Origin of the sequence: Providencia sp. PROV201 (genome assembly GCF_028479545.1) — a bacterium.
Taxonomy (GTDB): domain Bacteria; phylum Pseudomonadota; class Gammaproteobacteria; order Enterobacterales; family Enterobacteriaceae; genus Providencia; species Providencia huaxiensis.
Genome location: NZ_JAMPNW010000001.1, coordinates 112,964 through 126,425, shown reverse-complemented (window position 1 = coordinate 126,425; position 13,462 = coordinate 112,964). Strand labels below are relative to the sequence as shown.

At 39.1% G+C, this 13,462-nt stretch carries 12 protein-coding genes; 5 read left to right on the top strand and 7 right to left on the bottom strand.

Annotated features, from left to right (window positions below; genetic code table 11):
• Nucleotides 1-27 precede the first annotated feature (27 nt).
• The gene (locus PR809_RS00575) at nt 28-921 is read left to right on the top strand and encodes an endonuclease/exonuclease/phosphatase family protein (protein ID WP_166265374.1); all 894 of its coding nucleotides are present in this window, start codon (nt 28-30) and stop codon (nt 919-921) included.
• A gap of 70 nt (nt 922-991) precedes the next feature.
• Here PR809_RS00575 and PR809_RS00570 read toward each other — a convergent pair whose 3' ends face one another.
• Nucleotides 992-1,279 (bottom strand): hypothetical protein, encoded by a 288-nt coding sequence (locus tag PR809_RS00570; RefSeq protein ID WP_102139251.1) that lies wholly within the window; start codon nt 1,277-1,279, stop codon nt 992-994.
• A gap of 1,114 nt (nt 1,280-2,393) precedes the next feature.
• Between PR809_RS00570 and PR809_RS00565 the strand changes: the two genes are divergently transcribed.
• The gene (locus PR809_RS00565; protein WP_229597600.1) at nt 2,394-2,723 is read left to right on the top strand and encodes a hypothetical protein; all 330 of its coding nucleotides are present in this window, start codon (nt 2,394-2,396) and stop codon (nt 2,721-2,723) included.
• Nucleotides 2,724-2,848: 125 nt separating this feature from the next.
• Here PR809_RS00565 and PR809_RS00560 read toward each other — a convergent pair whose 3' ends face one another.
• Together PR809_RS00560 and PR809_RS00555 are read right to left on the bottom strand one after the other, a co-directional pair.
• On the bottom strand, nt 2,849-4,456 hold the full coding sequence (locus PR809_RS00560) for an FGGY-family carbohydrate kinase (RefSeq protein ID WP_272524433.1): 1,608 nt from the start codon (nt 4,454-4,456) through the stop codon (nt 2,849-2,851).
• Nucleotides 4,457-4,521: 65 nt separating this feature from the next.
• Entirely contained in the window at nt 4,522-5,250 is a 729-nt protein-coding gene (locus PR809_RS00555) for an SDR family oxidoreductase (protein WP_102139248.1), read from the bottom strand.
• 233 nt (nt 5,251-5,483) lie between these two features.
• Between PR809_RS00555 and PR809_RS00550 the strand changes: the two genes are divergently transcribed.
• Nucleotides 5,484-6,518: a LacI family DNA-binding transcriptional regulator gene (locus PR809_RS00550; protein ID WP_102139247.1), complete on the top strand. Its 1,035-nt coding sequence runs from the start codon at nt 5,484-5,486 to the stop codon at nt 6,516-6,518.
• A gap of 51 nt (nt 6,519-6,569) precedes the next feature.
• Here PR809_RS00550 and fetB read toward each other — a convergent pair whose 3' ends face one another.
• Both fetB and fetA read right to left on the bottom strand, forming a co-directional pair.
• A complete protein-coding gene (fetB, locus tag PR809_RS00545; RefSeq protein WP_166265368.1) occupies nt 6,570-7,346 on the bottom strand; it encodes an iron efflux ABC transporter permease subunit FetB in 777 nt (258 codons plus the stop codon).
• Nucleotides 7,347-7,355: 9 nt separating this feature from the next.
• On the bottom strand, nt 7,356-8,009 hold the full coding sequence (fetA, locus tag PR809_RS00540; RefSeq protein ID WP_102139245.1) for an iron efflux ABC transporter ATP-binding subunit FetA: 654 nt from the start codon (nt 8,007-8,009) through the stop codon (nt 7,356-7,358).
• A 467-nt stretch (nt 8,010-8,476) separates the two neighbouring features.
• Between fetA and PR809_RS00535 the strand changes: the two genes are divergently transcribed.
• The gene (locus PR809_RS00535) at nt 8,477-9,238 is read left to right on the top strand and encodes an SDR family oxidoreductase (RefSeq protein WP_166265365.1); all 762 of its coding nucleotides are present in this window, start codon (nt 8,477-8,479) and stop codon (nt 9,236-9,238) included.
• Between the two features lie 164 nt (nt 9,239-9,402).
• On the opposite strand, the gene tkt is transcribed toward PR809_RS00535, so the two are convergent.
• The gene (tkt, locus tag PR809_RS00530) at nt 9,403-11,412 is read right to left on the bottom strand and encodes a transketolase (RefSeq protein ID WP_272524422.1); all 2,010 of its coding nucleotides are present in this window, start codon (nt 11,410-11,412) and stop codon (nt 9,403-9,405) included.
• A 36-nt stretch (nt 11,413-11,448) separates the two neighbouring features.
• A complete protein-coding gene (gene rpiB, locus PR809_RS00525; RefSeq protein WP_102139242.1) occupies nt 11,449-11,901 on the bottom strand; it encodes a ribose 5-phosphate isomerase B in 453 nt (150 codons plus the stop codon).
• Nucleotides 11,902-12,224: 323 nt separating this feature from the next.
• On the opposite strand from rpiB, the gene PR809_RS00520 reads away from it, so the two are divergent.
• Complete coding sequence (locus tag PR809_RS00520; RefSeq protein WP_004910265.1) at nt 12,225-13,337, top strand: MDR/zinc-dependent alcohol dehydrogenase-like family protein; 1,113 nt, start codon at nt 12,225-12,227, stop codon at nt 13,335-13,337.
• The last annotated feature ends 125 nt before the right edge of the window (nt 13,338-13,462 follow it).

The following is a 13,462-nucleotide window of genomic DNA, read 5'->3' as shown; positions in this document are numbered from 1 at the left end:
CGTATTAGATATTAACAGGGGAAAATTATGAAATTACTAAAAACAGCTATCTCCAGCGCAATTTTATTTTCTTGTGGTGCGATGGCTACGATGACGGGTTCTGAAATTCTGAAGGTACAGGATGGGGGAACGCCGAATAAAGTTTACACTTCAGACAAACCAACCATTAAAGTAGCCACTTATAACATTGGTAAAAATGAGTTGGCATCAGATGTCAGTGACCTTGATGGGCTGAATAAAGCGATTGCAAAAATAGATGCGGATGTGATTGTTTTAACTGAAATTGATAACAAAACAGCTCGCAGTAAAAAAGTTCACCAGCTAGAAGAAATAGCTAAAGCCAATAAGATGGATTTTGCTTTTGGTAAGGCTCTGGATTTTGATGGTGGAGAGTACGGTGTGGGAATTTTATCAAAATATAAAATCGATAAGTCTAAAGTGATTAATTTACCCTCTGGTGATGCAGAACAACGTGTTGTATTAATATCCCAGATATCAAAACCAGGCTTTGATGCGCCAATCATTGTAATGGGTACACACCTTGATTGGCAGAAAGATCCAACCATTCGCATTGGGCAAGTGCGCCATATTTTAGATGCGAGTATTGGGGATACGGATACGGGATTTGATAATATTGCGGCCTCAATAAAAATATTAGCGGGAGATTTTAATTCAACAGCTAATGAACAGCCTATCCAAGAAATTCGTTATATGTGGAACCCAGTTGAGTTAAAAGGTGTTGATTATCGTAGTTGGCCAGCTGTGAACCCAGCCATTGATATTGACCATATTTTTACATTTAAAGGCCAAGTTTGGGATGTGAAAAAAATGGAAATCCCAACGGATAGTAAAGAGTTTCAATGGTCCAATGTTAGTGACCACCTACCTATAATTGCTGAATTAGAGCTACAAGAGCAATGAACACTTAACAGAAAAATTTTCGATAAAAGGCCTCATTTAGTTTGTAGGCCTTTCCAACTGTAATGATAAGTTAATTGGCTAGTATTTTTTTCCTTTCAATATAGCGTTTTTCAGCTATGCCTAAATAATACTCAACTGTTGAGTATATCTGCTGCCGCTGCTCAGTTAATTGTTGTGATGTATCTAATGTTGCACTCGTCTGCTGTTTAAATACGGTAAGGAATTTTTGAATGCTATCGAAATGACCGACGATATTAGCATAGTAAAATTGATATACATAAGACTCTTGAGAGTGGCTTAGCTCTGTGTTGTTTTTGATGTTATTAGTTGCAAGTAATAGTAATTGAATATTTGTCATGGTTTACCCTTTTCTTTGGAAAGCAATGCTACATGAGATGGAAAAAATATTTTGTCAAATTTAGCCGGATAATTTTATGTATTGGCTAAAAGAAGCAATTCTTTCTAGGAATATTCTGTAATTTGATTTGGTGGGATATATCAAAAATTGGGAAAAAGTAGGTATATATAAGAGTCTAATGGTAAATTACTATATAGATATTGTTAGAAATTCTTATGTTTTTTGGGCTCGTTCATTATGATTAACTTTTTAATATCAAAAAATTAACATTTTAGTAATTGATTTGTTTGTTATTTTGTTTTTATTAATCAATTGGTTAAAATCTATTGCGCTTAAGGGAAAGCGGCAATTTGGCTAATTTATTCTAAAAAAAATGCAAGATAACGAGACGTTAAGAATAAAGATGGAAGATAATTTAAATCAATGTGAATATTTTCATTTAATTGAATTTAAAGTATTTTTTTGTTTTTGGCTGCGAGAGTAGGCCAAGGGGGACTTATTTGAAAATAACGAATAAATTATTAATTAATTCAAATTTACGCTTATATTGAGTTAAATCACCTACCAAGTGAGTTAATTAATATTTCGACATAACTATTATTGAATTGAATTATTTTATTACATATTCCAGCTCATTTTTGTTAAGTTATGATGAACACTTAAATCTTATTATTGTTTTCTGTTTTTGGTAAAATAATTTTTTTAATTAAAAAATACAAATTGAAACAGTTAATGTTTTAAGTACTATTTATATTCATAGTTTAATATTGACGTTTTTAATCTTCTGGGGCGTGAAGTAGAGTATAAATACGGATGGTTATATAAAACTAATTGTATTTTTTTACTCTGCTGGTGGTAGCTATCGAGGGTGATAATTAGAAAAAGCAGGTCATCTAATAAGGTATTCTTATATAGATAGGGTTAACCATTATTAAAAAAATTATTATTTACTTACAACTGACTCAAGGTAACTATTTAAGTCTATTCTTGGGGCAAAATTTTTAGGTCATTTTGGTCAACTGGCTTGTTATTGAATAAATGAGAGCTTAAGAATATGAATATCATAAAGTTGCTCACAATTTTATTGTTAGCTGGGAGCTCTTTTATATTAGGAGTGACATTGAACTACTCCCCTAAACCTGATCTTGTGAAAATGGCAAAGAGTAGTGTTGAAGACTATTTATCTTTCCCAGAGTCTGCTTCATTTAGAAATGTGAAATATAATTTTATTCGTCAAACTACGGATAAGGGGGAGTTAGGTTATGTCTGTGGTGAAGTGTTTCGAATTAAAAATGCAAGGTTAGAAGGGTATAAAAAATTCATTATGAAAGCGTATAGTGATAAACAAGGGAAAGTATCCTTGTCTATTCCAATGGTTGAGGGAGATTACGATTTGATGCCAAAGGAAATGGTTGATTCGTTATGGACAAGATATTGCTTTTAAAAGTGAGTTATAACACCCATCTTCTTATTGAATTAAACTTGATAGGTCATACGCGTTTTAATTAAAGAAAGCCGGTTTACGGCTTTCTTTAGTCTAAATATGGCTTGAGTGTTGTATCTACGTGATTAACCTTTTAACTCTCTAGCACATTGTTGCAAATGTAAGAAAGAGGCGAATCTTGCATCATGACGAGTCTTATAAGCGTTATTTGCTTGGTAGGTTAAGTCAATCGCACTAAATTGATCCATAGCCTGTGCGACATCCTCACAGACTTTCCCTGCAACTGCTCCAAGGATTGCAGAGCCAAGCAATACAGGCTCACTGGCTTGTGTTGAAATCACTGGGACACCACACGCATCAGCAAGTAGCTGGCGGATCAACGGGTGTTGACCAGCACCGCCACTGACAACAATATTTTCAATCGCAGCACCAGAATTTGCTTGTGCTTCAATGATTTGTCGTAATCCATAGCCAATTCCACACACACCAGCAACATAGAAAGAAAGTAAATTTTCCATGCTGTTATCCATGGTTAATCCAGCAATGACGGCTCTGGCATGAGGGTCGGCAAAAGGTGCTCGGTTCCCTAAAAACTCAGGAACTACGTGTATTTTTTCAGCTAGCTCAACAGACTGTGATGGTGAAGATGCTTTTTCTAATACTAAATCCGCTAACATAACAGGCAAAGGTTTACCTTGCTCTTTTGCCGTGAGTTTTGCTTGTGCAAAAGCGGGATGCAAGGAAAGTAGCTGGTCAATTGCTGCGCCAGCCGCACTTTGGCCACCTTCATTTAGCCACATACCCGGTACCATTGCACTGAAATAGGGCCCCCATACACCCGGTATAAATACAGGTTCTTTGGTGGTTGTCATTGTGCATGAAGAGGTACCAAATACATATGCCATATTGGCGGTTGCATCGCCATTAACGCCAACAGTACCAATACCGCCTGCGTGAGCATCTATCATACCAGCGGCGACAGGAGTTCCTGCTAGCAAGCCCATTTGTTGGGCCGCGGCTTCAGTTAAGCCTTCACCACAAGGCGTTCCTGGTTCCACAATAAGCTGGCCAATACGTGAGAAATTTTCATCTGCCAGTTCAGATAAACCAATCTGTTGAAAGTAACCCTCATCCCAGCGTTTCTCATGGGCAAGATATGTCCACTTGCAGGTGACAGTACAGGTTGAGCGAGCTAAGGAGTTAGTCGATTTCCATGTTAAAAAATCGGCTAAATCAAAAAATTGCCATGCGTTATCATAGGATTGACGTAAATTTTCTTTTAGCCATAAAATCTTAGGCGTTTCCATTTCAGGCGAAATCTTACCGCCAACATAATTTAGAACAGGGTGTTTTAATTGATTAATGCGCTCAGCTTGCTCTGTCGCACGGTGGTCCATCCACACAATAATGTTGCGCTCAGGGTCATTCGATGGGCTAACAGTAATAGGCTGTTTATCTGAACCAATGACAACCAGTGAGCAGGTTGCATCAAAGCCAATACCTGCAACTTGTTGTGGTTTTACTGTTGATGATGCTATTGCTTGCTTGACACAATAACAAACAGCTTCCCAAATTTCGTTACTTGATTGCTCTGCAAAATTGGCATTGTCACGAAATAGCGTAATATCACGTTTGGCAGAGGCTAACATATTGCCTGACATGTCAAAGACACCTGCGCGAGCGCTGCCTGTGCCAACATCGATACCAATAACGACTTTATCGTTATCTTTTATTTGTGTATGTAAATTATTCATTTTCCCTCCAAGGTGCTAACTGCAATGAATTGCGAGATGACAAGTTAGAGATCAACACTGTTTGGCACAATAACAAGGTCACGAATAGTGACATTGCGTGGGCGAGTTAACATAAATAATACGGCTTCAGCGACTTCAATCGGTTGCATTAAGCTACCATTTGCTAAGGCTTCTTCCATTTTTTCTTTTGGCCAATCATCGAGTAAGGCAGTGACAACAGGGCCGGGTAATACTGCACCAACACGAACACCATGTTCAGAGACTTGGCGGCGCGTTGAATGGACGAAGGCTTGAACAGCAAATTTTGATGCGGTGTAAATCGGTTCCCAGATCACGGGGACAACACCTGCAATTGAACTGGTGAATAATACATCACCGGATTTTTGGGCAATAAAATGAGGTAACACCGCGCGGACACAACGGAAAGCCGCATTAATGTTTAAATTTAATACCTTATCCCACACATCAGGGTCACCCTCAGCAACAGGGCCGCCAATATAGGCACCGGCGTTAGCATGGAAAATATCTAAACGGCCTGCTTTTTGTAAGATGGCATCTAACATTCCATCAACTTGTTCTGGTTTCATTAGGTCGACAACTAATGGGATCGCGTTTTCACCTAATTCTTCAACAAGTTGGTTTAATCGCTCTTCTGCGCGGTCAATTAAAACGACTTTTGCGCCTGCTTTAATTAGTGTACGTGCACATTCAAGACCGATACCTGAAGCAGCTCCGGTAATTGCTGCGACTTTGTTCTCAATAGAAATGGCCATAATTTACTCCAATCGGATATTTTAGCGAAATGTAAGAATAAAAAGCGTCTGAAATTAATGAAACAGCAATGAGTCACAGGGATGGATAGGTGGCTACATGCGATGGTTGATAGTATTTATTTTGCAGTCTATCAACTCAGGCATCATCAATTTCAATGTTGCTCAATCGATGTAGCAGTATTGCGACTTTTCGACTTTGGTGTCAAGCTAGTAAAAAATGGAGATGAGAATCTGTGACAAAGATCAGACAAAATAAGAAAACAACGATCTATGACCTTGCTGAATTAGCCGGAGTTTCAGCGAGTGCAGTGAGTGCAATACTTAATGGTAATTGGCAAAAAAGGCGAATTAGTGCACAGCTTGCTGAAAAAGTGATCCGCATCGCCGAAGAACAAAATTATGCAGTCAATAAGCAAGCTAGCTTGTTGCGCAGTAATAAATCCAAAATAATCGGTATGTTAGTCCCGAAATATGACAACCGCTACTTTGGCTCTATTGTCGAACATTTTGAGGAAATGGCGCGTGAAAGAGGGCTGTTTCCAATCATTACCTGCACGCGACGTGACCCTGAGTTAGAAATAGAAGCCGCGCGCGCAATGATCTCTTATCAGGTGGATTGGTTGATTTCAACGGGGGCAACGAATCCAGATAAAATTACCGAAATTTGCCAAGCTTCGGGGGTTTCAACCTTAAATTTAGACTTACCGGGCTCGTTGGCGCCTTCGGTTATTTCAGATAACTATCTTGGTGCAAAAAATTTAACTCAACGTATTTTAAGTAAAAATAAGCCTCAAACATCAATAAATGAAGCCTTAATTTTCATTGGTGGTCGTGAACATGACCACAATACACGTGAACGTATTCGTGGGTTTATTGATGCACATAATGAAAAAGGTATCACGGTTCCACAAGAAAATATTTTGGCTTGTGGTTATGCCCCCGAAAAAGCAGAAAAAGCGCTTTCTCAGTTTTTTGAACAGAATAGTAATGATCCACAGAAAATAGTGAAATGCGGTTTATTTATTAATTCAACCATTTCATTAGAAGGGGTTATTGATTGGTTAGGTAAAAAGGGGTATATCGGTTCGCACCAACCTCATTTAGGCTGTTTTGACTGGGATCCCTTTGTTGCACTTTTAGGTAATGACATCGAAATGGTCAAACAGGATGTGCCAACGATGCTAAATCATATTTTTAAGTTGATAGATAATGAAAATAGCAAAGCACAATTAATTGAAGTGCTACCTGTGGGGGTGGTCAAAGGGTGATATTAAGAAAGTACCGCTTATCGTTGATGACCAATAAGCGGTGGGAGGTCATTATTTATTCAGTGTTGTAACCAATAATTGGTGGCGTTGGTTATAGAATTTTGTATAGGTCATATACCCAGCTAGTATGGTCGAAAGGCTGGCTGTGCCTAACAGCATAAAAGTCACCATAATCTGGTACTTAACGGCTTGTAACGGGTCAACTCCAGCAAAAATCAGCCCTGACATCATACCCGGTAAGCTAACAATTCCGACTGTTTTGGCTGAGTCCACCGTTGGGATCAGTGATGCACGAATACTGTCGCGAATTATAGATGCGGAAGCAATTTTTGGGGTCGCCCCCAAACTTAACATTTCTTGAATTTGTTGTTGCTGGCTTGAAAACCGCTGACCAAGGTTATTAAAGCATAGCCCTACAGCAATCATGGCATTACCCGCAATCATTCCCGTTATAGGAATGACCTGCATAGGCGTAAATGCGATGGCATTGGTTAATATCAGAATTAACAATGTAAGAAATGTACCAGAGCTAATGGCTATTAATGCAGTAACATAAATTTTATCAATATATTTACTTCTTTTCTTGGCGTTCCACGCGGCATTGACGCAAATAAACATCACCAATGCAATCGTGAGCAATTCGTGATCCACTCTAAATATGTATGTTAGAATATAGCCTGCGATCAACAGTTGAATAATCGCTCGGCAAGTACTCCAGATAATATCTTTTTCAAGGGACAGTTTTTCTTTATGGCTAATAAAAATAGCCACTAGGACTAACAGGATAGAAAAGGTTAGTGATTCATTGGAAATCGTTGGTTGATGCACAGTGGTATCCTATGATTCGGTGTGGTGAACAGGAAGCGTAATAATTTCATTGGTATGAGCGATTTCATCTTGGTCATGAGTTACCCATAGCACCCCTATTTTTTTGTCACTTGCTAAATGATGAATAAATTCGTTCACTTTAATTTTATTTTCTTCATCTAGGGCACTGGTGATTTCATCTAATAGCAAGACTTGTGGAAGAAATTGTAAGTTTCGAATAAGTGACACTCGCTGTTTTTCCCCTCCAGAGAGCTCATTGATCCCTTTCTCTAAAATAGAAGGATGCAGAGAAAACAGCTGTAAATCACTGATGACTTTGTCTTTATTAAATGGCAATTTTCGGATTTGATACGGAAAAACGAGGTTGTCATACACGGTTTGCCCAAATAAAGTAGGCGTTTGAGTACAGTATGAAACCTGCTGACGATACGTCTCTGGGAGGATGGTAGTGATATCTTTCCCTTGAAACTTGATTGTTCCTTGAGTGGGGGAAATTAACGAGGCCACTATTTTTAATAAGGTACTTTTACCACAGCCAGAAGGGCCCGTAATCAGCTTAAAGTCGCCTGCCTGTAAGTTAATCTGCACATTATCAAGAATTGTTTTTTGCTCAATACTATAGCCAATGTTATTCAGTTGTAATAGTAAGTTACTTTCTTCCATATTATCAATAACCTATAAATTAAATGTGCAGTATTTAGTGTAAATGATATTCATTCCAATATCTTACTCAATAACTCACGGTTGATATTGTTCAATATCAATTTAGATATAACTAATATTATGCGCCAATTAACAGGAAAATTATAGGGGAAGAAAAAATACACTTTCGACGGGGTGTTACAACGTAAATGAATTTTTCGGAGGGTTTTCACAGTCAAAAATAAAGTACAAATATTCATTTAAATTATTATTTTGAACATATGCCCATTTAGAATTTAATGAGATATTTAATTTGAGAGATATCTCTTTTTTTTAGATGAATAATATAGAATTTAACCAGTGATAATATTATATTAATAATACCAAGTAATTTAACCTTCGCTTAATATTTTGTTGTCTCTCTAAGGCAACCCTATATTTATTTCACCTATATATTGAATATCACATCATGATATTAAGGAATTGAAATGAAAAAATTTAGTGGCTATAGCACCAACTTTTCACTCGATGGCAAAGTTGCATTAATTACAGGGGGAGCAGCAGGTATTGGTTTCGCGATTGCTCAATTGTATGTTGAAAAAGGGGCTAAAGTCGCCTTAATCGACAAGTCAGATAAAGTGATAAAAACTGCGGAAAAATTAGGGAATTCAATTGGTATTCAATGTGATATTACAAATTCTGAAGCGGTTTCTCAGATGGTAAAACAGGTTGTTGAGCATTATGGTACGTTAGATATTGTCGTCAATAGTGCAGGGATAGTCGCACTTGCTCCCGCGGAAAATTTAAGTGAATCAGACTGGGACTTAACTATGAATGTGAATTTAAAAGGGACTTTTTTGGTTTGCCAGGCTGCAGGTAATGTAATGATTAATAATGGAAAAGGGAAGATTATTAATATGGCATCTCAAGCTGGGGTGATTGCCTTAGACCAACATGCAGCCTACTGTGCCAGTAAAGCAGCGATTATTGGTTTAACCCAAGTATTAGCACTTGAGTGGAGCCCAAAAGGTATACAAACCAACGCCATTTCTCCAACGATTGTCATGACTGAACTCGGTAAAAAAGCGTGGGAAGGTAAAAAAGGTGATGAAATGAAAGAAAAAATTCCTGCAAGGCGTTTTGCGGAGCCATCTGAAATTGCCGCATGTGCGTTATTTTTGGCCAGTGATGCATCTGATATGATTACAGGTCATAATTTAGTAATTGATGGTGGTTATAGTATCCAATAAGGATATTAAATTAATAATGAATAAAGCGAGTATGGATAGGTACTCGCTTTTTTATTGTTTATGATTTTATTTAGATAAAAATAAGCCAAATAACATAGATATTATTTGGCTTGTAATAGGAAATTACAATGTAGGATAACAGATATTAATTATTGCTATATCAATTAATCATTAGGTTTTAATAATGAACGTGACATAGTAATAAGCTTTTCTACGGTAAAACCAAAATATTCAAACAATTTACTTGCAGGGGCTGATTCTCCAAAACTGTTCATTCCCATAACTAATCCATCAATCCCTACATATTTACGCCAGTAATCACTAATACTGGCTTCGATAGCAATACGATGGCGAACATGATTTGGCAAAACGCGCTGCTGGTACTCTAAGGGTTGTTGGTCAAAGGTATCTGTTGATGGCATCGAAATAACATTTACATGAAAACCTTGTTCAGTCAGTTGCTTCCATGCTTCAACCGCTAATGTGACTTCAGAGCCAGTAGCAATTAATAGTAATTCAGGCGTCTCACTATTGCTGCGCAAAATATATCCACCACGCGCAATATTAGCGAGCTGTTCGGCTGTTCGTGAATATTGAATTAGATTTTGGCGGGATAATACAAGTGCAGTTGGCTTTTGTTGATGAATGATAGCCTGTTTCCAAGCCACAGCGGTTTCTACTTGGCAACAAGGGCGCCATACCGACAAATTAGGCGTGGCACGCAGCGAAACAAGTTGCTCAACGGGTTGGTGTGTTGGGCCATCTTCACCTAAGCCAATTGAATCGTGAGTATAAATAAGAATTTGTGGCAATTTCATTAACGCAGCCATTCTCACGGCATTTTGTGCATATTCAGAGAACATCAAGAAAGTTGCCGTGTAAGGGCGAAAGCCGCCATGCAATGCAATGCCATTGGCAATGGCGGTCATACCAAACTCTCTGACGCCATAGTGAATATAGTTGCCTGAAGGTTGTTCATTAATTGGCTGTGACCCAGACCAATAAGTCAGGTTGCTTGGGGCTAAGTCTGCGGAGCCACCGATTAATTCAGATAAAACAGGGCCAATAATATTGAGTGTATTTTGTGACGCTTTACGTGTAGCTATCGTTGCCGGGTTATCATTTAATTGTTGAATGAAGTTATCAATGATATCTGTAAATTTTTCAGGGAGTTGATTGGATAATCGTTGCGTTAGTTGCTCTGCGAGTTCTGGGTATTGTTTGGCGTATTCTCGTAGTGCTTGTTCCCAACGTAATTGCTGTTCAGCACCACGTTCTAAGGCATTCCAAGGTTGGTATATTTCATCAGGGATCACAAAAGGCGGATACGTCCAACCGAGTTGTTGGCGAGTCAGTGTTATTTCATCTTGTCCGAGAGGCGCACCATGAGAATCTGCGGTACCGGCTTTATTGGGCGAACCATAACCAATCGTGGTTCTGCAGATAATGAGTGTGGGTTTCGAGGTTTGTTGGCGTGCTTGTTCGATAGCCGCTTTAATCGCAGGGCGCGAATGCCCATTAATTGATCTAATTACATGCCAGCCATAGGCTTCAAAACGCTTTGCGGTATTATCGGTAAACCAGCCTTCCACATCCCCATCAATAGAAATGCGGTTGTCATCATAAAACGCAATGAGTTTATTGAGTTTTAATGTTCCTGCTAATGAACACACTTCATGGGAGATCCCTTCCATTAAACAGCCATCACCTAAAAATGTATAGGTATAGTGGTCAACAACGGGGAACCCCGAGCGATTAAACGTAGCCGCTAGGGTTTTTTCTGCGATTGCCATACCAACCGCATTGGCAATGCCTTGCCCCAGCGGGCCAGTCGTGGTTTCAACACCGGGTGTATAACCTAATTCGGGGTGACCCGGTGTTTTGGAATGGAGTTGTCGGAACTGTTTTAAATCATCAATGGATAACTCATAGCCTGTTAAATGAAGCAAACTATAGAGCAGCATTGAGGCATGGCCGTTTGATAATACAAAGCGGTCACGGTTAGGCCAATGTGGGTCTGCGGGGTTGTGCTGTAAATAATCTCGCCAAAGAACTTCAGCAATATCAGCCATTCCCATTGGGGCTCCAGGGTGGCCTGAATTGGCTTGTTGTACGGCATCTATTGAAAGAAATCGAATGGCATTGGCTAATTTATTTTGTGGTTGAGTGGACATTACAAAGCTCCCAAAGTAAAAGCGCCTAAAGTAAAACTAACGTTCCCCATTTTCATACTCACTGATTCGAGCCACTTTCGGCGCTGACCGTCCCCCTTCATAATGGGAAGCTAGCCATGTGTCGACAATGGTTTTAGCCAGTTCAGGGCCAATCACTCGTGCCCCAAAGGTAATAATTTGCGCGTCATTACTTTTCTGAGCTCGCTCAGCGGAGTATGTGTCATGGCACAGTGCTGCACGGATCCCTGTAACTTTATTGGCAACAATGGACATACCAATTCCGGTACCACAAATTAGAATACCGCGCTGGTGCTTACCTTGTACGATTGCAGTTGCAACCGCATGGGCAACATCAGGGTACATTTCATCTGCAACCCCTGTATTTAAACAGTAATCAGTCACTTCAATGTTTAATGCTGCTAAGTGAGCCTTAATCAAATCTTTCATTTCAAATGCAGCGTCATCTGCGCCAATAGCAATAGATAGCATGATAGAGATCCTTATTGTTGAACAAAAGTTCATTAGTCAATCAAATGTGCTACTTAGAAAATAGGATCTTATGAACAAATAATCAATAGGTGAACATATGTTTTTATTTTTATGATGATGAATTCTGTGATCTACAGCTTCAAATTTAATTTTTTTTGCCAAAAATGTAAAAAACAGGCGTTTTAAGACGATTTTATGAGAATTTTTGCACTGAATCACACTTTCACACTCTCACTATGGGCAAGGATGAAGAAAAGAGGGTATGGTTAATTTGTATCTTCATTGAACTTATGTTCATTTTGCAAACCGCCGAGGATAGAACTATGTGTGAACACTGTGATTCAAAAGCAACGATGAGCGCAGGCATTCCAGAAAAAATGAAAGCCGTGGTTGCTTATGCACCAAAAGACTACCGTTTAGAAACTGTCGATGTCCCTAAAATTAGTGAAGAAGAAATTTTGGTTCGCGTAGAAGCTTGTGGTATCTGCGCGGGTGATGTGAAGGCTTTTGAAGGTGCTCCTAGTTTTTGGGGGGATGCAGAACAGCCCGCTTATATCAAAGCGCCAATGATCCCAGGGCATGAATTTATTGGCCATGTTGTAGGCTTTGGCTCAAAAGTTGAAGGTTTTGCATTAGGTGACCGTGTTATTTCTGAGCAAATCGTACCTTGTTGGGAATGCCGCTTTTGTAAACGCGGCGAATACTGGATGTGTGAAAAACATGACTTGTATGGCTTCCAAAACAATGTGAATGGCGGTATGGCGCAATATATGAAGTTCACCAAAGAAGCCATCAACTACCATGTGCCTGTTGAGATGCCAATCGAAGATGCTATTTTGATTGAACCTTACGCCTGTTCTTTACATGCCGTGCAGCGCGCTAATGTCAAGTTGGGTGATGTTGTCGTGCTTTCAGGGGCGGGAACATTAGGTCTCGGTATGATTGGAGCGATTAAAAAATCGGGTGCTGGTAAGTTAGTCGTTCTGGATTTATTTGATAAACGCCTTGAATTAGCAAAAGAATTTGGTGCCGATATCGTATTAAACCCTAAACGTGATGATGTAGACAAAATTGTCAAAGAGATGACTGAAGGTTATGGCTGTGACATTTACATTGAAGCGACTGGGGCGCCTAAATCGGTAGAGCAAGGCCTTAAGATGATCCGTAAATTAGGTACTTTTGTTGAGTTTTCTGTATTTAAAGACCCAGTGACCGTGGACTGGAGCATCATCAGTGACCGTAAAGAACTGGATTTATTAGGCTCTCACCTTGGCCCATATTGCTACCCATTAGTGATTGAAGGTATTGGTAATGGCGATTTCCCAACCAAGGGGGTTGTGACGGATATTTTACCTTTAGATAAATTTGCGGAAGGTTTTTCGATGATGGCGAAAGGCGACCCGCACATTAAAGTGGTTCTCGACCCGAACCTGTAGAGCTGTCGTGGGTTGAAAAAAAGACGAAATTAAAAATATAACGATAAAAATTGGACCTGAATAAATGTCACCCTTCCAAGGCTTGTTATTCAGGTCCTAACCCAGCGAACAAGCACTGAGGTCAA